Genomic DNA, 19257 nt, shown 5'->3' with positions numbered 1-19257 from the left:
ACCGGCCTGAGACAGAATTGTCCCTTATCGATGACGAGTCTTGAGTATTCAAGACAGCCCTTACCCCGGTCTTTGCCTTTATTGCAGAGAGCAGGTAACAGAGATCTTTATGGAGCCCAGCTACTGTCCTAGCTAAGTTCTGGCACGGTACAGGTACTACTCACGCCTGATTCATTTAAAGACTCTGTCGATTTTCATCTTGATGCTTGCAGAACCTTTTAGCCTAGAAGCATGGCTTCACCCATCACTGCCCAGGCTCGATTGCAGTCCTTTCGCTCAGTTGCCGCTATGAAACTCTCCCGCAAAAATCTACACGAACGCACCGATCAGATTTACGACGCCATCGTTGTCGGCGGTGGCATGGGAGGATTGTCGGCAGCTATTTATCTGGCCCGCTATGGCCTCAAGTGCCTGGTGGTGGAAAAGGGCAAGGGGCGATCGCTGTGGATGCAGGAGGTGCGCAACGTGGTCGGGGTTAGCCCCGACACCCCCGGACGCGAAATGCTCAACCACGGGGTTCAGCAGGCGGTCGATTGGGGGGCAGATTACCTCCGTGGCTACGTCGAAGACGTGGTCGATGAAGGCGACCATCTAGCAGTGCAGGTCAAAGTGGGTAAAGTCGACAGTGTTTACCCCGTGTTTCGCGCCAAATACCTAATTGCGGCCTCGGGTGTGATTGACGTGCTGCCTCAACTCGACGACATGCAGAATGTCTACGACTATGCAGGCTACACTCTGCACGTCTGCATGATCTGCGACGGCTTCGACATGTGGGATCAAAAAGCGGTGCTGATTGCCGGCAAAGAGTCGCAGATCAACGCGGCCTTTGTGCTGGATTGGTTTACGCCCTATATCTCGGTGCTCACCCACGGTCTCTGCACTGTTGGCGACGAAATGCGGGCTAAGCTAGCCGATTACGGTTACCCCTTGTACGAGGCACCCATCGCTAAGTTCCTCGGCGAGCACCACAAGATGAGCGGGGTAGAGCTGACCGACGGCACTGTGGTCGAAGCTACCACTGGCCTGATCAACATGGGCTCGATTTACCACAATCAATACCTCAAGGGCATCTCGAACCTGGAGTGGGATGGTGAAAACCTGGTGACCAACACCATGTGTCAGACGACCCACGATCGCATCTTTGCCATTGGCGACCTCAAGCAGGGCTTGAACCAGGTCTCGGTTGCTATCGCTGATGGCACCCTGGCCGCCACCCAGATCTGGCGCAATATTCGCCGCGCCAGCCCGCCGCGTCGGTGGGAGGAAAATCTAGTCAAAGAGGCGATCGCCTCCTAGTAGGATCTACCAGCGTTGCCAAGCAAAAGCCCCTTGACCATCAGGAGAGGGGCTTTTGCTATGGCTTTAAATCATGGTGTTGCTGAGCAGGCCGTCTACCTCGATGAAGTAGGTGTTGACGAGACTGAGAACTATCCCTGCGGCTACTGTCATCACCGGAGCGATTCCAGACCCTAAGTTGGCTCACTGCGCCAGCGGATCACCTTGGTGCCTGGATACGACATTGAATGGTCGTCGACTGATGGTTGTCCGGGAACACTGTGATATTGACTTTTTGAAGCTTAGGTCGAGCGGTACTGGGTACCCAAACTGAGTTCTGGCCAGAGCGTGGTGACCGGCAATACCAGCTCCTACTCGCTTCTCCTACCTACGGGCCACTGGCTGCTGTCAAGCGGGATCAATAGCCGGATCAAACACCGCGTACCGCGACCCGCCCAGGGCCTTGGCCCGATACATGGCCATGTCAGCGTGGTTGAGCATAGCCTCTACAGTGTCATCGTCCTCGGTACCTAGGGTAATGCCAATGCTGGCGCTCGAACACACCTCTGGGTGGTCGGGCAGCAGCGGCAGGGCTAGCGCCTGCTGAATTCGGGTGGCCACCGCAACGGCGGCTTCGCCTGAGGCAACCTCGTGCAGCAAAATGGCAAACTCGTCTCCCCCCAGACGGGCCACGGTGTCCTGGGGGCGCAGGCAGGCTTTGAGCTGAAGGGCAATTTCCACTAGCAGCTGGTCGCCCACCCGGTGACCCAGGCTATCGTTGACCCCCTTGAAGTCGTCTAGGTCAATGAACAACACCGCAAAACTATAGGCGGCGCTGGTGCGTTTGAGGGCGATCGCCTGGGCTGCCTTCTCCATAAAAAAGCGGCGATTGGGCAAACTGGTCAGGGTATCGTGAATGGCCCCCGATCGCAGCTCCAACTCCAGCTGCTTGCGCTCGGTGACATTGCGAATAATAGCGATCGGGTGGCCTTGCTCAGTGGGCAGCAGGCGGGCCTCGCAAAAAATTTGCCGCTGCCCCACGGTTAACTCGGCCTCAAAGCATTGCAGCGCCTGGGTGCGGCTGGCCATCTGGCCATAGCTAAACAGTTTGGCGGCAAAGCTCGACTCAAAGCAGCTCACAATTGACTGGCCCACCGCGTCAATGGGTAACTGGCTGAGGTCGAGGTCTACAGAAGGTTTGACATCGAGAATGGAGCCATTGGCGTCAAACTTCAGCATCAGGTCAGGGAAGTGCTTTAGCAGGCTGGCACCAGGCGCAATTGCTAGGGCCGGCGGCGGCAGCAGACAGCGGGGGGGAGCGACCGGAACCCCAGACCGCACGGTGATCAGTCGGGCGCGTACGCCATGGCAAAAGCCAATGGCGTCACCGGGGCGGAGGGGGCTATTTTGCACTGGGGTGCCGTTGAGCGTCAGCCGCTGACAGCTGGGGCCGTCGGTAGCGTCATCGCTGTGAATGACATAGCAGTGGTCGAGCCACACTAGGCTGGCGTGATGGCCAGAGACCCCTTCAGATACCAAACGAATATCTTTGGTGCGATCGCGGCCAATCGAATAAAACCGCTTGCCCAACGGCATAATCTGTCGGTGCTCACCGTCTTGAATTAGCAGGGCCAGGTGGGGGTAATCGTCCTCCCGCTCCTGGCACGACGTCTCTTTAGTTTGGGTCATCATACAGGCACCAAGTGTAAAGTGCTTTTCCCGACCGGTTGAGGGGAGTGGGACTGCCTAGGCGGCCCGCGCTAGCTCAGGTGTAAACGACAGCTGACCGTCCAGCACCTGGCGCATCAGCAGGCAGGCCACCCCCAGGCTATCGATGGGCCGGGAGAAGTAGTAGCCCTGCATTTTTTTATAGCCCAGCTCTTTGAGAGCCATCAGGTCGTCGAGGGTTTCTACTCCTTCAACAATCACATCGAGCCGCAGCCGCTCGGCCAACATAAAGATGGCCTCGCTCATCGCCCAGTTCTTATTGCGAATAAACGAGCGATCGATTTTAAGGGTGTCAAAGGGTAGGTCTTGCAGCCGTCCCAGGGACGAATAACCCGTGCCAAAATCGTCGATGTAGAGCTGTATGCCCAGCTGTTGCAGTTCAACTAGAGCCCTCAGGGCTAGGTCCTTGTTCTCAATCAGTGCGCTCTCGGTAACTTCGAGCTTAAGGCTGTGGGGGGCAATGTGGTGGCGCTCAAGAATTTGGCCAATGTGCTCTACCAGCTGAGGATGGCGTAGCTGCACCGCTGAGAGATTGACGCTGACGCTGAGGGGAGTCACCGCCGGAAACTGCACCTGCCACTGGTGCAGCTGTTGGCAAGCCTGATCGAGCAAAAACAGCCCAAGGGTATCGATCAGCCCAGCCTTTTCGGCTAGAGGAATGAAGACCTCTGGCGAAATAATGCCCCGGCTGCTGTGCTGCCATCGAGCCAGGGCCTCAAAGCCAATAATCTGGTTGTGCTCGATCGACACAATTGGCTGGTAGTCCAGGTGAATGGCCTGCTGCTCCACCGCCTGGTGCAGGTCGTTTTCGAGCTGAAGTAGCTCTAGCTCGGCAGTTGAGAGCAGCGTCAGTAAAGGGGTGGGCTGGTTCTCCAGAGCGTTGGCCAGCCGGTTGAGGCGATCGGCGTTGTTGATGGCGATCGCCAGCAGCCTTTGGCCATCGTCGGAGAGCGACCCCGACTGCTGATACCCCAAAAGCTTAAGCGCCCCCTGAATCGAGGCGAGGGGAGTGCGTAGCTCATGACAAATTAGTAGCGAGATGTCGTCAAAGGGGTGGGTTGAGCAGTCGGCAATCGAACACAAATCCTCACTGGGCCGGGCCGAGTTGGAGTACGCCATGGAAGATGCTTAAGATTCTTGAAACGTTAGTGGGTTGAGACATTGGGGGCGGGGGTAGGTGGAGTAAACGGGGCGGGGGCTAGGCGATCTGCGATCGCATCTCGACCCAGATGGTGTAGTGGGTCTTTGACACGGTGATGCACACCTTAAACCCTTTATTACTTTCCCGAGTAGCTTGGCGGTAAGCCTGGAGCCGGTCAGCCAAAGGAAACTGCTGCAAGCTAATGTAAAAGTCATTTCGGTAGAGCATGCCATCGTGGATGCCCTGATTCCAAAATTTAAAGGGCGAGACAAACTCCTCGACGACTATTAGGGGGAGCATAGCGGGGCTGCTGGCAAGACGTCTTCTTCAGAATAGAAAACAAAAGTGACAGCTATGTGAACACCCTGAATCTCCTCACAGTAGCGCTACTGCCATCCCAGGACTGCCTCAATTTGTCCGCCCAGCAGGCCGGGATCAAAGGGTTTAATCAGCACGGCCCGCGCCCCCGCCGCCACGAAGGACTGTTGGGTGGCCAGCCGCAGGGTAGCCGTCAGTAAAATGACTGGAATGTGCCGAGTTTCAGTATTTTCACCGAGTTTGAGCAGGGTGGCGAGACCGTCAACCTTGGGCATGACCACATCGAGCAAGATGGCGTCGGGACGGTAGGTGGCCGCCAAGGCCGCGCCCTCCTCCCCGGAGGCGGCGGTTGTGACCTCCCAGTTTTTAGTGATTTCTAGGCTAACCTTGGCGATCTCGCGCACGTCGGCTTCGTCATCAATAATCAAAATGCGTTTGGCGGCCATATACAAATGCCGGTGTGTGCAGGTTAAACAATACGGAGCGCGATAACTAGATAACGACAGGGCTAACTCACCCAGAGCCAGCCTTCGGCCAGTCTACCCGAGGGGAGCTAGGCGGTGAGTTGCCTGTCGATATAGGCCGTCTAGGGTATGGCCATCGGTGGGAAACGTGGCTGCGCCCAAGTGTAAGCCCAGGTGCAGGTCCAGATTGCCTGGGCTGGAGCGTAGCCGGTCGGCTAAGAACTGAGCCAGGGGTGGCCCCAGCGCATCCTGAGGGGATGACCAGGTGGGAGCTAGCGCTCCGATTAAAATTTCCTGAGTTCCCCAGCGGGCGATCGCATCGCCCCGGCGCGTGAGGGTCGGCAGCACCGCCGCCAAAGCCACCATTAAATCCTTCGCTGAGTCAGGGGTGAGGGCCAAATCAGGGCTCAGGTGTAGCAGCACCAGGCTGAGGGGCTGTGGGTAGCGATGGGCCAGGTGCAGCAGCAGGTCGAGCTCAATGGTGCCTTTGCGGCGGTTGGCCAAGCCGGTGAGCGGGTCGGTGCCCGCTAGGGTTTGCAGCAGGCGGCCCCGCTCTAGCCGTTGAAACAGGCGGTTGACCAGCTCTGGCTCCAGAATAGGTTTGGGCAGATAGTCGTCGGCCCCAGCCTGGTAGAGTTCGTAGACGGCAGTGGCCTCGCGGCAGGCGGTGAGAAATAAGATCGGCAGGGTCTGCCAGCGCTCCTGTTGGCGCAACTGCCGGCAGAGCTCCACACCCCTGATATAGGGCATATCCAAATCGAGCAGCACCAGGTCGGGAGGGCTGGCCTCTAGGGCGGCCCAGGTCTGACGGGGGTCGTTGAGCGTCACCACGTCGAGGCCCCAGGGGGGCAACAGGCGCTGGAGCTGAGCCAAAATCAATGAGTCATCGTCAATGGCCAACACCCGATACTGATTGTCGGTGGGGCGCGGCGGCCCGGCCAAAGGCACGATGCGTGACTCGCCGAGGGGGGCCGAGATCTCCCTGGGTCCGGCAGTTAGCTGAGCGTCGAGTTGTTCGACTAGGGCAATAAACTCAGCCCCCTCGGCTACATCGCTCTGCCCGAGCCAGTCTTCCAAACGGCGGGCCAGGTGCGAGCCCTCGGTCAGGCCAAACAGACCCAGGGAGCCGGCCAGCTTGTGGGCGGCTCCCTGGGCCATTGACCGCACCTCCTCGGGCAGGGGAGGCTGGTTGAGGGCTGCCGCCGCCTGACGCAGAGCGGTCATGCGATCGCCAAGGATGGGTCGAAACCGCTCAAAGGCGGCGATCGCTGCCGCTCGGGCAGCCTCTGCTTTCACCTGTTCTGAGGGAGGGTTGGACTGGGGCAGCTCTGGCTCAGCGGCCGGTGGGGCGGGCTTGAGGCGATAGCCCATGCCGTAGACATTCTCGATCATGTCGTCGGCCCCAGCCTGCTTGAGCTTGCGCCGCAGCCGCTTAATGTGGGTGCGAATGGTTTCTTCTCCAGGGGAGTCGTCGGCGCTCCACAGCCGTTCTAGCAGCACCGTATTGCTAAAAATGCGAGCGGGGTGGCGCAGCAGCAGCTCCAGTAGCCCATACTCTTTGGGGGAAAGCACCACCGTCTGGTCTGTCACCGTCACCAGATTCGCGTTGGGGTCGCACCGGAGCTGACCCCAACGCAGCGTGGGGCTACTCATCACCGTCGGGCGGCGCAGCAGGGCGCGCAGGCGGGCGGCCAGCTCGGTCAGGGTATAGGGTTTCACCAGGTAGTCATCGGCACCGGCATTGAGCCCTTCGACCTTGTCACTGTTGCTGCCGCGCCCGGTCAGCAGCAAAATTGCCCCGGCATAGCCCGTCTGGCGCAGCCGACGACACAGCGACAATCCGTCCAAACCCGGCAGGTCGATGTCTAAAACAATTAGATCGTAGGGGGCAGATCGGGCATACTCCCAGCCTAAGAGCCCGTCGGTAGTGGTGTCGACAACATAGTGTTGGGCGGCTAAGTCGTTGGTCAGCCGCTCGATTAAGACCTCGTCGTCGTCGACCAGAAGAATTTTCATGGTGACCTCAACCGTCGCAGGGGTGGCATAGCTTAGAATGCCCGCCGCGATCGTAGAATTTCCGCGCTAGCAGCATCGCTCCGCCCCAGCTTGCCCGGATGTTGCTGCTGGTGTTCACGCTGTTGTCACAGTTGCCGCCCATCATGGACATGTTCCCAAGATAGACTCACAATCAAGGGAGCAGGAGTTCCGCTCGATCGTCTATGGCCTGCCCTGAGGTAAGACAAGTCGTTGGGGAGGGGGATCTACCCCCCCTTCCCGATGGCTACGGGTTAGCTATGCTGATGGCGTAGCTGGCCTGGAAGATGCTTGAGACCCCAAACCAAATTCCCCGTTGCCGCCCCCAGCGGTTCGCCTGATTTTGGGTGAAATCCCTCCAGATCGGGAATCTTGGCTACATTGGTCTTGCTCTAACGCCTCGAGTCATGCCGCTTCCCTGCCCCGACCCTGCCATGCGCTACGCCGATCGAGTTGCGGCTGGCGAAACGCTGCTGATCGTAGATGACTCGTTAGAAAACCTCAGGTTTCTCTCCAAGACCCTCAAGGGCCAAGGCTATAGGGTGCGGTGCGCTCGCAGCGGGGCCATGGCGCTGCTGGCCGTGAAGACCACCCAGCCCGCCCTGATTCTGCTAGATATTCGCATGCCCGAAATGGATGGCTACGCAGTGTGTCAGCGGCTGAAGGCTGACCCCAATACTCAGGCCATCCCGGTGATTTTTCTCAGCGCCCTGGATGAGGCGCTCGATAAGGTCAAGGCCTTTGAGGTGGGGGCCGCCGACTATCTCACCAAACCTTTTCAAGTCGAAGAACTGCTGGCCCGAGTGGCCAACCAGCTAACGATTCGGCGCTTGCAGCACTGCATGACGGTCCAAAACCGGCAGCTTCAGCAGGAAATCTGCGATCGCAGCCAGGCCGAGCTTAGCCTTCACCAAGCGACGGCCAAGCTGTCTACGCTGATTGAGCACCTCCAGGTAGGAGTGATCTTGGAAACCCCAACCGGCCAGGTGGTCATGGTCAACCAGCCCTGTTGCGACCTGTTTCGCCTGGAGCTGCCCCCCGCCGCTCTGATTGGGGCCGATGGCCGAGCCTTTGCCCAGGATAGTGCCGGCCTGTGGATTGACGCCGTTGCCTTCACTCGGCGCATAGCGACCCTGCGACAGACCCAGCAGCCAGTGGTGGCCGAAGAGATTGCCCTGGCGGATGGTCGCACCCTTGAGCGTGACTATGTGCCCCTGATGGGCGATCGCGGCCTGGAGGGCCACCTCTGGCAGTATCGCGACATCACCGCCCGCAAGCAGGCCGAGCAGATTTTGCTGCAAAACTCCCAGGCGCTCAACCACTTTAGCCAAAGTCTGAAGCAGCTGCACCGCCTCAGCCTGACCCAGTTTGACAGCTTTGACGCCCTGCTCCACGACTACCTCGACACCGGCCGCCAGGTGCTGGGGTTTGCCGGTGGTCTGGTGGGCAAAATCGACGGTGGCGACTATGTGGCGATTGCTATGGAGGCCACCCTGCCTGGGCTAAAGTCCAACCTGCGCTGCCCCCTCGACAATACCTTCTGCGGCCTCGCTATTCAGCAACAGGGCACCGTGGGCTTTACCCACATTGGTGCCCAGCCAGAGCTGCGCCAACACCCTCTGTACCAGGCGCTGCGGCTAGAGTCATATCTAGGCACCCCGATCTGGGTGGAGGGCGAAGTCTACGGCAACCTGTGCTTTTTTGACACCACCCCGCGCCCCCATGGGTTTAATCAGCACGAGACCGAAATCATTGAGCTGATGGCCCAGAGCATTGGCAAAGTGATCAGCACCGACCGGCTAGAGCAGCAGCGACAGCGGGCCAGGGTCAAACTACAGCAGAGTGAAGAGCGCTGGCAGCTAGCCATTCAGGGCAGCAATGCGGGCATCTATGACCTCGACTTTCGCACCCAAACAGCGTTTTTCTCCGAGCGTTATCGGGCTCTGCTGGGCTACAGTGACCTGGCTACTAACGAACGGCTGAGCGACGACGACCTGCGCTGGGAGTCACGCATTCATCCCGAGGATTACGATCGCGTCATGGCGGTGCACCACGCCTACCTGATTCAGCGCCGCCTGCCCACCTACGAAGTGGAGTATCGGCTGCGCTGCCGCGACCAGGGCTACAAGTGGGTGATCTCACGGGGTCAAGCCCTGTGGGATGAGCAGGGTCGGCCGATTCGCCTGGTGGGCTCGACCGGCGACATCAGCGATCGCAAGCAGGCCGAGGCCGCCCTGCGCCAGAGCGAAGAAAAATTTCGCCAGCTGGCGGAATACATCGACAGCGTCTTTTGGATCTACGAGCCCCAGCAGCGCCAGTTTAGCTACGTTTCCCCCGCCTACGAAAGCATCTGGGGCCGCCAGCGGAAAGAGCTTTACCACAACGCACGGGCCTGGCTCGAGGCGGTGCATCCCGACGATCGCGATCGGGTGCTTCGGGGCCTGCCCCGCCGCTCCGATCCCGCCGCCCTAGCCCACTTTAGCTACGACGAAGAATTTCGCATCACTCGCCCCCTGGGGCAGCCAGCCTGGGTGCGGGTGCGGGCCTTTCCCATTCGCAACGAGCAGGGAGAGGTCTACCGCCTAGTGGGGGTGGCCGAAGACCTCACCCAGGTAAAGCGCCAGGAGGAATCGCTGCGGCTGATTGTCGAAGGCACTGCCGCCAAAACGGGCAGCGATTTCTTTGAGTCGCTGGTGCGCTATCTGGCCGACATTTTGCAGGTGCGCCATGTCCTGGTTACCCAACGGCTGCCGGCAGACCCAAGCCGAGTCTGCACCCTGGCCTTTTGGCGGCATGGTCAACTGAGCGATCGCCTAGAGTATGACCTGGCCAGTACTCCCTATGAGCGGCTGGTAGCGGGCGAAGTGATCTATGTGCCCCAGCGGGTGCAAGTGCTCTACCCCGACGATGCTGAGCTGAGATCGCTGGGGGCGATCAGCTTCCTGGGCATTCCCCTGGTGGATGCGGCCTCCCAGGTGATTGGCCATCTGGCGGTAATCGACGACAAACCCATGGTCGACGACCATACCCGCGAGCTAATTTTGCGCATTTTTGCCGCTCGGGCGGCGGCGGAGCTAGAGCGCCAGCAGACCGAAGATGCCCTGCGTCAGGCTCGCGAAACCGCCGATGCCGCCAACCAGGCGAAGAGCATCTTTCTGGCCAATATGAGCCACGAGCTGCGCACTCCCCTCAACACCATCATCGGCTTTGCCCAGCTGATTACCCGCGATTGCCATTTAGAGACCCAGGCTCAAGACTACTTGAAAATTATTAGTCGCAGCGGCGAGCACCTGCTGGCGCTGATCAATGATGTGCTTGAGATGTCAAAAATTGAGGCCGGACGCATTTCGCTCCACGTCACTACCTTTGACCTGTCATATCTGTTATCTAGCCTAGAGGCCATGCTCACCCTACAGGCTGAGGCTAAAGGGCTCAGCCTGAGCTTTGACTGCGACCCAGCCTTACCCACCTACGTCGCCACCGACGAGGGCAAACTGCGCCAGGTGTTGATCAACCTGCTAGGCAACGCCATCAAATTTACCCAGGCCGGTCGGGTGATGCTGCGAGTGCGCTGTCAGCCATTTCTGGAGCAGCCCACGGTGACTAACCCCACCGCCAACATCGCTTTAGAGTTTGCCGTAGTTGACACCGGCCCCGGCATTGACCCTGAGGACATCAACCGCCTGTTTGAGCCTTTTATTCAGAGTGCGGCGGGGCTGCGCTGGTCAGAGGCCGGTCTGGGACCATCGCACCAGGGCAGCGGCTTGGGTCTGCCCATCAGCCAACAGTTTGTGCAGCTGATGGGGGGCGAGCTCACCCTCGAGACCCGAGTCAACCAGGGATCGACGTTTACCTTTGTGCTGCCTGTGCAGCAGATCGAGCGATCGGCGGTGTTTCCGGCCCTCGACGAACCCCCCATTGTCGGTTTGGCCGACAATCACCCCCCCTGGCGGCTGCTGGTGGTTGAAGATCACCCCGCCAACCGCTACCTGCTGGTGCGCCTGCTCACCGCCGCTGGGTTTGAGGTGCAGGCGGCCCAGGATGGCTATGCCGCCGTCGACCAGGCTCGCAGCTGGTGCCCCCACCTGATCTGGATGGATATTCGCATGCCCGGTCTCGACGGCTACGCTGCTACAGGTCAAATTCGGGCGCTGCACCTTGACCCTAACCCAGTGATTATTGCCCTCACCGCCAGCCCCTTTGAAGAAGAGCGAGCTAAAATTTTAGCCGCTGGATGCGACGACTTTGTGCGTAAGCCCTTTCAGATGCAGGCGATCCTGCAAAAGATCGCTGCCTATCTGCCAGTGCGCTACCGCTACGCCGCTGAGGCTGACATCTCTCCCCCTTCTCCCAGCAGTGCTAGGGAGGCTGGATTAGGAGTTACCCCACCCGCTCCAGAGGAACTCGGGCTGTGGCTACAAACTATGTCCCCTGAGTGGCAACAAAGTCTGGCCCAGGCGGCCATTGCCGGTTCCGACGATCGTCTGCTTGAGCTGTTCAACCAGATGCCCGACGCTCCGATTAGCGTGGCTCAAACCTTGACTGGCTGGGCCAGAAACTTTGAGTTTGATCGCATTCTTGACTGTCTGCGCCCTAGAGCCGAGGCGACCCGTCAGGGAGACGCGGCGGTGTAGGTTAGGCGTCGCCTTTCCCTAGCTGGATTCCCCCCAGGGGCAGGGATCGGTAGGCTGAGGCTAAGACGGCGATCGGCAGAGCGGTAGAACAGAGTAGAGAACGGAGGTGAATGGTGTACAAGATCGAGGCGGGAGGTAACCCATGACTTCCCCTAACGATGCGGTCGTCAAGGGCGACATCTTGATTGTCGATGATACTCCCGACAATCTGCGGCTGCTCTCAGCTATGTTGGGACGGCATCAGCTGGGGGTGCGCAAGGCGTTGACCGGCCAGTGGGCGATCGCCGCCGCCCAGGCCGTCCCCCCCGACCTGATTTTGCTCGACATCAAAATGCCGGAGATGAGCGGTTATGAGGTCTGTCAGCGGCTGAAGGCCGATCCCCTAACCCAAACCATTCCGGTGATTTTTATCAGCGCCCTCGACGACGCGATCGATAAGGTCAAGGCCTTTGCCGCTGGCGGGGCCGACTACATCACCAAGCCGTTTCAGGAGGCGGAGGTGCTGGCGCGCATTGCCCACCAGCTAGAGCTGCGGCGGCTCCAGGCCCAGCTGGTGGCTCAAAACGAAGAGCTGGTGCGCTCTAACCGAGAGCTAGAGCAGTTTGCGTCGGTGGTGTCCCACGATTTGCAGCAGCCGCTGCAAAGCATTTTGGGCTACACCAAGCTGATTGGTCTCACCTGCCCCGCCGTGCAGCAGTCACCGGCCCAGCCCTACCTCAAAAGCATTCTGGATGCCAGCGATCGCATGCAGCAGATGATTCAAGACTGGCTAGCCTACGCCCAAGCGGGGCAGGCCCAGCCAGTCTTTGCCCCGGTTGACGGCAACGCCCTGCTCGAACAGGTCGTTCTCAACCTCAAGGTGGCCCTAACTGAGTCCCAGGCGCAGCTGTGCTATGGCGATTTGCCCACCGTGGTGGGTAACGAAGTGCAGCTCATGCAGCTGTTTCAAAACCTGATTAGCAACGGCCTAAAATTTGTCCGACCGGATACGGTGCCCCAGATCACCCTGACGGTGGAACCCCTGCCCCAGGCCTGGCAATTTAGCATTCACGACAACGGCATTGGCATTGAGGCCGAGCACCTGGGGCAAATTTTTGAGGCCTTTCACCGCCTCCACGACGCCCAGAGCTACCCTGGTAGCGGCATTGGCCTGGCTACCTGTCAAAAGATTGTCGAGCGCCACGGCGGTCAGATCTGGGCGGAGTCGCAGCCTGGGTTGGGCAGCACCTTCTACTTCACCCTGCGGGCTGCCTCCGGCCATGACAGCTAGTTTCGTCTGACTACCCCACTGCTCTTCAAAATCCCCATGGGTCCGCTCACTCTGTTCTGCTGTGTCGATGCCCCCGCTGCGCTGTCCGCCCTGCTGACGGTTGAATTTCCAGACTGTCGCGTGGTCACAAGTACCCCGCAATCGATGGCAGCGACCGGCCTAGAACGGCTCAGCGATAGTGAGGTCGCGATCGCCATCGTTTCCTCAAGCTGGCTCGACACCGGGGAGCTGCGATCGGTTTGCGATCGCTTCCCCCAGGCGCTGATGATAGTGCTTGACCCGGCGGTGGAGCCACACCCGGTCGCTCAACCTAGCACCAATTATTCTGGAGCAATCTATCGGCGATTGCCCTACCCCGGCACTGATGCCGAGCTGTTGTTTACGGTGGCCACCGCTCTAAGTCATTACCGCCAGGGTCAGCAGCTCGCTTTGAGCAAGATCGCCCTGGACGATGCTCATTGGCAGCTGGATATGCTGCAAAGGCGGATGTCGGCGCTGATGGTGCAGCTCGATTGGGGCGTGACCAGCGCCAGCGATCGCGCTCAAACCGAACAGGCCTTGCGCCGGAGCCAGAGCGGCTTGGCGGAGGCCCAGCGCATTGCCCAATTGGGCAGCTGGGAGTTCAACCTAGCCAGCCAAACCATCAGCTGCTCGGCGGAGCTGTCTCGCATCTACGGCCTCGACCCGGCCCAGCCTGCGCCCAGCTACGAACAGTGGCGGCAGATGATTCCTGCGGAGGATTGGCCGCCCCTGGAGGCGGCCATTGAGCAGGCGATCGCCGCTGGGGCATCCTACGAAGTTGAGCACCGCATTGTTCGCCCTGACGGCTCAGTGCGCTACATTTTGGGCCGGGGCGAGGCAGTTTACAACGACCAGGGCCAGGTAGTAAAGCTGCAGGGCACGGGCCAAGACCGCACTGAGGCCAAGCTGGCGGAGCTGGCCCTGCGGCAGAGTGAGGCTAAGAGCCAGGCCATTCTCTCGGCGGTGCCCGACCTGATGGTGGTGGTTAGCGCCCAGGGCCAGTACCTTGACTTTGCCGCCAATGGCTTTACCGGTGACATTCTGCCACTGGTGCTCCTAGACCCGGTGGGTGGCTACATGACTAACCTGCTGCCTCCAGCGGTAGCTCACCAGTGGCAGACAGCGATCGCCCGCACCCTGGCCACGGGCACCCCCCAGTTTTTTGAGCAGCAGCTGAGCTTTGGCGATCGCCTTCAGTACGAGGTGGTGCGCATGGTGCCCTACCAGGCCGATCAGGTGCTGGTGCTGGTGCGCGACATTAGCGATCGGCAGACGGCCTTACAAGAGCGGCTGAAGGCAGAGCAGGCCCTAGAGCAGGCCGAAGAGCGCTACCGCCGCGCTACCCAGGCCGCTAAGACCGGGGTGTGGGAGCTCGACCTCGCCACCCAAACTGGGTACCTCGACCCCAAGGCCCTGTCGGGGCATGGCACGGAGGTCGTTGGCAACAGCTTTGACCAGTGGCTTACCCTAGTTCACCCCGAGGATCGAGACCAGCTGAATGCGGCTGTTCAAGCTTACCTAAGGGACGAGGCTGAGGAATTTGTCTCTGAGTACCGCATGCTGCACCGCGACGGCTCGGTGCTCTGGGTACTGTCGCGGGGACAGCTGCGTCGCAATGCCCAGGGCCAGCCTGAAACCTTTTTGGGCACCACCACTGACATTACCCCCCTCAAACAGGTAGAGCTGGCCCTCAAACAGCTCAATGAAGAGCTAGAACAGCGGGTACATCAGCGCACCCAGGCTCTACAAACCCTGGCCGCCGTGGTCGAAAACAGCACCGACTTGATCGGCACGGCCAGCCTAGACGGAGTCACCCTTTACCTCAACCAAGCTGGCCAGCGCCTGGTAGGGCTAGAGCATGAACCCATCGCTTGTCGCCCTATCACAAGCTTTTTGAGTGCCGCCACGGTGCCTCAATTTGAGCGGGAGGCCCTGCCCGCCCTGATGGCCGAGGGGGTGTGGCAGGGGGAGTCCACCTTTTGTCATGCCCAGACTGGGGAGGCAATCGCCGTCGAGCAGGTGATGTTTTTGGTCAGAGACCCCGATACCCAGGTGCCTCTGTGTCTGGCCACCATCGGCCGTGATATTCGCGATCGCAAACGGTCAGAGCTGGCCGTTCAGGAGAGTGAGGCCCGCTTTCGCCAAATTGCTGAGGCGATTGAAGAGGTGTTTTGGATGAGCACCGCAGACACCACCCAAATTTTGTACGTCAGCCCCGGCTTTGAGCAGATTTGGGGCCTGTCCTGCGAGGCGCTTTACCAGTCGACATCGGTCTGGCTCAACAGCATTCACCCCGACGACCGACCAGCGGTGGAGGCAACCCTGCCGGCCAACACCGCTGCCCCCTTAGACAAGGTCTATCGCATCTACCGCGCCGATGGCGAACTGCGGTGGATTAGCGATCGCTCTTTTCCCGTGTTGAATGAGGCCGGCGAGGTCTACCGCGTGGTCGGGGTGGCCACCGATATTACCGATCGCCGCCAGGCAGAGCTATCGCTGCGGGAAAACGAGGAACTCTTTCGCGGCATCTTTGAGCAGTCGGCCATGGGTATTATCGAAGCCGATTTGGATGAGCGCATTGTGCGGGTCAACCGAATTTTCTGCGACCTGGTGGGCTACTCCACGGCCGACCTATTAGCCATGACCTACACCCAATTGACCCACCCCGATGACGTGGCACTCGACCGGGCCAATGTCGAGCGGCTGCTTAGGGGCGACCTTTCCAGCTTTACGATCGAGAAGCGCTACGTACGCCCTGATGAATCGACGGTGTGGGTAGCGCTGGCGGTTTCGCTAGTGCGGGATGCGCTAGGCCAGCCGCAATACCTACTGGGGGTGGTGACCGATATTAGCGATCGCAAGCAGGCCGAGCTGGCTCTGCAAGAGTCTCGCAATATGCTCAAGCTGGTGCTCGACACGATTCCCCAGCGGGTGTTTTGGAAAGACCAGGAGTCGCGGTTTTTGGGCTGTAACCCAGCCTTTGCGGACGACTATCACCTTACTCCAGAGCAGGTGATCGGCAAAACCGACTTAGACCTGCCCTGGGTGATCTACGCCGATCGCTACCGCGCCGACGATGCCGCAGTGATGGCGACTAAAACCCCCAAGCTGGGCTATGAAGAGCTGACCCAAAACGCTGACGGCGACATGGTGTGGCTTCGCACCAGCAAAATTCCCCTGACTAACACCCAGGATCAGGTGATTGGTGTGCTGGGCTGCTACGAAGATATCACCGCCCGCAAACAGGTGGAAGCGTCACTGCTGCAGCTTAATCAAGAGCTGGAGCAGCGGGTGCAGGAGCGCACCCGGGAGTTAGAACAGGCGGTCGCGATCTCGGAGGCGGCCAACCAGGCCAAGAGCACCTTTTTGGCCACCATGAGCCACGAGCTGCGCACCCCCCTCAACGCCATTTTGGGTTTCGCCCAGCTGATGGCCCGCGACGCTGCCCTCAGCGACGACCACGGTCAGGCCCTCAGCATTATTAACCGCAGCGGCGAGCACCTGCTGATGCTGATCAACGACATTTTAGAAATGGCTAAAATCGAGGCGGGTCAGGTCAGCCTCAACGCCGTCCGTTTCGATCTCCACGCCTTGCTCAAGGCCCTGGGCGATATGCTCTACCTGCGGGCCCAAGACAAAGGACTGGGGCTGGCCTTAGACTGCCATCCGACCCTGCCTCGCTACCTGGTTGCCGACGAGCCCAAACTGCGCCAGGTGTTGATCAACCTGCTCGGCAATGCCATTAAGTTTACCCCCGCCGGTCAGGTAACGCTGCGAGTCACCCCAGCCCAGCCCATGCCCGCGTCCCCCCCGCCAGGTGCCCTGCTGGCGGTGACCTTTGCCGTCGTCGATACCGGCATTGGCATCACCGCTGCCGATCGCGATCGCCTGTTTGAGCCGTTTGTGCAGGTGGGGCAGGGGGCTGGCACCGGTCTAGGCCTCTCGATCAGCCGTCAGTTTGTGCAGATGTTGGGCAGCGATATTACGGTCGAAAGCCAGCCCGGCCAAGGATCTACCTTTGCCTTTACCCTGACGATGCAGGTAGCTGATAGCGTAGATGGTGAAACGCCGTCACCGACCACTCCCGTCGCTAGCTTGGCGGCCGGGCAGCCTAGCTACCGTATTTTGGTCGTCGACGACGAGAGCACGCACCGACATCTGCTGGGCGAACTTCTACGGGCGGTGGGCTTTGAGGTGCGCGAGGCCGACAACGGCCAGACGGCCCTCGACCTCTGGCAGCAGTGGCGACCCCAGCTGATTTGGCTCGACATGCGCATGCCCATTCTCAGTGGCCCCGAGACGGCCCGCGCCCTGCGCAGCCAGGAGCAGGACGCAGCCGCAGCGCCCACCAAAATTATTGCCCTCACTGCCAACGCCTTTGAAGACGATCGCGCCCGCGCCCTGGCCTCGGGCTGTGACGACTTTGTGCGCAAGCCCTTTCAGTTCGACCATCTGCTGGCTAAGCTGACTGAGCATCTGGGGGTCGAATACACCTATAGCCCGGTCTTCGCCACCCTGGGCAATGCGGCTGGGCTGTCCGCTGAGGCGGCGATCGCCCAGCTGCGGTCCCTACCGCCGCCGCTGCTGGCCCAACTCCAGCAGGCCACGGTGCAACTCGACGGCGACCGACTCACCCAGCTGCTGACCCAAATTTCTCCTGAGCAGAACACCCTGATCGATTGGTTGAGCTGGCAGATCAACGAGTTTGCCTTCGACACCCTGTATCCGCTGCTGGAAGAGGCTCAGCGGCAGTAGCGCCTGGGCAGGGGCCTGACGGTTAGAGACCGGAACCTTGCCACTGGGGCTTGAACCTCAGCTACATCAGTAATCCAGAGCGACTCAGTCCCTGGCAATGAAAACCTGATTGATGTCACGGCATCCTATAGGCGATCGCCTTCAAGCTGATGCTTAAGCGAGTCGCCGGCGTCGGCGATCGCGGTTTTCAGGTGTCGATTCGTGTTTTTGGCAACAACTTTGGTGATCCGCTCGGCTTGCTCAAAGGTTGTCCCTAACTGTACTAATCGTGCCCGTAGCGCATTGTTAAACGCTTCGGCCAAAGCTGACTGATGGAAATGCAGGGTAGCGAGACGAGCTTCTTGCTCCGTTAGCTCAAAGATGCTCAGTGCTTTAACAGGGAGGGTGATAGTTCTAGCCTGAGGGGTGCTGTCTTTAGCAATCAGCCACTGCTCAATTTTGGGATGCTGCTTGACGAATTCTCGTAAGCTTTCCAAATAGGCCGCCTGACTCATTAAAGCTACCGCCTGGGCCAGGGTCGGCTCTTTTTTCGTGGTCTCGCCATAAATCTTCAGCAGCCCGGTACTGATGGAAACAAAGGGTAGCGCTGCGCCCATGAGCTTGCCCAGGGGCGCATTGATCGCCTCCAGCAGCGAGTCAAGCTGGCTTACCAAAGCAGCTACTTGCCGCAGGTTGGGACTGTCTTCCTTTAGCACCTTGGCTAGGCCCAGCACGGCATCGGCGGCATCAGCCGCTCTATCGGCCGCCTCCAACGAAGCTAGGTCGGGGTCGGTGGTGAGGAAGTTCCAGAGGCGGGTGGCCATAGCAAGCAGAGTCTTCTAGGGGATAGCTTCGGGTGGGTGCAGTTGGGAATGGGCTGAGGGTACTGATGGCTGGGTGTGCTTATTAGCCTAACGGCACCTATGCTTAATGGCATAGTGTCTCAGACTACTAGCCGCCGCGATCGCTATTGCTTAAGCGCCACACCCCGATAAAAGTATCCAGCAACCTTGGGCACCTTTCTGGCGTAGGCCGCTTCCAGATCAACCTGGTCAAACTGCTGCTCAATCAGCTGACCCATGTCGCGATCGAAGTGACATCCTCCGGCGATGCGCTTTTGCAGCGGCGTCAGGCGATGCTGCCAGGCTTGAATCGAAGGTTCATCACTGAGGCCGTGCTCGACAAAAAAGAACCGACCGCCGGGCTTCAGCACCCGATAGATTTCGGCCAGCGCCTGCTCAATTTTGGGGATGCTGCACAGGGTAAAGGTGCTGACGACGCTGTCAAAGCTGTGGTCGGCCATGGGCAGCGCTTCACCGCTGAGCATGCGATGATCTACCGTAATGGGTGAGGCGTCAATGCGCTGCTGGGCCAGGCGATGCACCCCTGGGTTGGGGTCTACGGTGACGATCTGGCGCACCGGGTCGGGGTAGTATGGCAAATTTAACCCTGTGCCAAAGCCGATTTCGAGCACATCGCCGCTCACATCAGCTAAGACTTCCCGCCGGTAAGGCCCCAGGATAGAATCGGCCATGGAAAGCTCAATCAGGTAAGGCAGAATTCTGTCGTTATAAAGGCCCATAGTGGCTGCTGTTTCGCGGGTTTAGCGAGATTCATGCTACGGGGTTATTCTACACA

General features: G+C 59.7%; 11 protein-coding genes. 4 read left to right on the top strand and 7 right to left on the bottom strand.

The genetic code is table 11. The annotated features are described in order from the left end of the window. Positions 1-288 precede the first annotated feature (288 nt). A complete protein-coding gene (locus H6F75_RS20175) occupies positions 289-1296 on the top strand; it encodes an NAD(P)/FAD-dependent oxidoreductase (RefSeq protein WP_190754327.1) in 1008 nt (335 codons plus the stop codon). Between the two features lie 387 nt (positions 1297-1683). Here H6F75_RS20175 and H6F75_RS20170 read toward each other — a convergent pair whose 3' ends face one another. From H6F75_RS20170 to H6F75_RS20150, 5 genes are all read right to left on the bottom strand, one after another. After that, on the bottom strand, positions 1684-2967 hold the full coding sequence (locus H6F75_RS20170; RefSeq protein ID WP_190754254.1) for a GGDEF domain-containing protein: 1284 nt from the start codon (positions 2965-2967) through the stop codon (positions 1684-1686). Between the two features lie 54 nt (positions 2968-3021). Next, on the bottom strand, positions 3022-4122 hold the full coding sequence (locus H6F75_RS20165; RefSeq protein ID WP_190754253.1) for an EAL domain-containing protein: 1101 nt from the start codon (positions 4120-4122) through the stop codon (positions 3022-3024). A 79-nt stretch (positions 4123-4201) separates the two neighbouring features. Continuing rightward, entirely contained in the window at positions 4202-4444 is a 243-nt protein-coding gene (locus H6F75_RS20160) for a hypothetical protein (RefSeq protein WP_190754252.1), read from the bottom strand. Positions 4445-4530: 86 nt separating this feature from the next. Then, positions 4531-4908, bottom strand: coding sequence for a response regulator (locus H6F75_RS20155; protein ID WP_190754251.1), 378 nt, complete (start codon positions 4906-4908; stop codon positions 4531-4533). 93 nt (positions 4909-5001) lie between these two features. Further along, a complete protein-coding gene (locus tag H6F75_RS20150) occupies positions 5002-6942 on the bottom strand; it encodes a response regulator (RefSeq protein WP_190754250.1) in 1941 nt (646 codons plus the stop codon). 425 nt (positions 6943-7367) lie between these two features. Here H6F75_RS20150 and H6F75_RS20145 point away from each other — a divergent pair, with 425 nt between their 5' ends. The 3 genes from H6F75_RS20145 (at position 7368) to H6F75_RS20135 (ending at position 17640) form a co-directional block, all read left to right on the top strand. Further along, entirely contained in the window at positions 7368-11594 is a 4227-nt protein-coding gene (locus H6F75_RS20145; protein ID WP_190754249.1) for a response regulator, read from the top strand. A gap of 142 nt (positions 11595-11736) precedes the next feature. Further along, a complete protein-coding gene (locus H6F75_RS20140; protein ID WP_190754248.1) occupies positions 11737-12864 on the top strand; it encodes a response regulator in 1128 nt (375 codons plus the stop codon). 36 nt (positions 12865-12900) lie between these two features. Further along, positions 12901-17640 (top strand): PAS domain S-box protein, encoded by a 4740-nt coding sequence (locus tag H6F75_RS20135; protein WP_190754247.1) that lies wholly within the window; start codon positions 12901-12903, stop codon positions 17638-17640. A gap of 125 nt (positions 17641-17765) precedes the next feature. On the opposite strand, the gene H6F75_RS20130 is transcribed toward H6F75_RS20135, so the two are convergent. Both H6F75_RS20130 and H6F75_RS20125 read right to left on the bottom strand, forming a co-directional pair. Continuing rightward, entirely contained in the window at positions 17766-18443 is a 678-nt protein-coding gene (locus tag H6F75_RS20130) for a hypothetical protein (RefSeq protein WP_190754246.1), read from the bottom strand. Positions 18444-18586: 143 nt separating this feature from the next. Further along, entirely contained in the window at positions 18587-19201 is a 615-nt protein-coding gene (locus tag H6F75_RS20125) for a class I SAM-dependent methyltransferase (RefSeq protein WP_190754245.1), read from the bottom strand. Positions 19202-19257: the final 56 nt, after the last annotated feature.

The organism is Nodosilinea sp. FACHB-131 (assembly GCF_014695395.1).
GTDB lineage: Bacteria > Cyanobacteriota > Cyanobacteriia > Phormidesmidales > Phormidesmidaceae > Nodosilinea.
The sequence above is the reverse complement of the archived record's forward strand: the minus strand, read 5'-3'. Positions and strand labels throughout refer to the sequence as shown.

Coding starts and splice junctions, on each gene's coding strand:
- H6F75_RS20175 (WP_190754327.1), top strand. CDS start 289: ATGAAACTCTCCCGCAAAAATCTACACGAACGCACCGATCAGATTTAC.
- H6F75_RS20170 (WP_190754254.1), bottom strand. CDS start 2,967: ATGATGACCCAAACTAAAGAGACGTCGTGCCAGGAGCGGGAGGACGAT.
- H6F75_RS20165 (WP_190754253.1), bottom strand. CDS start 4,122: ATGGCGTACTCCAACTCGGCCCGGCCCAGTGAGGATTTGTGTTCGATT.
- H6F75_RS20160 (WP_190754252.1), bottom strand. CDS start 4,444: ATGCTCCCCCTAATAGTCGTCGAGGAGTTTGTCTCGCCCTTTAAATTT.
- H6F75_RS20155 (WP_190754251.1), bottom strand. CDS start 4,908: ATGGCCGCCAAACGCATTTTGATTATTGATGACGAAGCCGACGTGCGC.
- H6F75_RS20150 (WP_190754250.1), bottom strand. CDS start 6,942: ATGAAAATTCTTCTGGTCGACGACGACGAGGTCTTAATCGAGCGGCTG.
- H6F75_RS20145 (WP_190754249.1), top strand. CDS start 7,368: ATGCCGCTTCCCTGCCCCGACCCTGCCATGCGCTACGCCGATCGAGTT.
- H6F75_RS20140 (WP_190754248.1), top strand. CDS start 11,737: ATGACTTCCCCTAACGATGCGGTCGTCAAGGGCGACATCTTGATTGTC.
- H6F75_RS20135 (WP_190754247.1), top strand. CDS start 12,901: ATGGGTCCGCTCACTCTGTTCTGCTGTGTCGATGCCCCCGCTGCGCTG.
- H6F75_RS20130 (WP_190754246.1), bottom strand. CDS start 18,443: ATGGCCACCCGCCTCTGGAACTTCCTCACCACCGACCCCGACCTAGCT.
- H6F75_RS20125 (WP_190754245.1), bottom strand. CDS start 19,201: ATGGGCCTTTATAACGACAGAATTCTGCCTTACCTGATTGAGCTTTCC.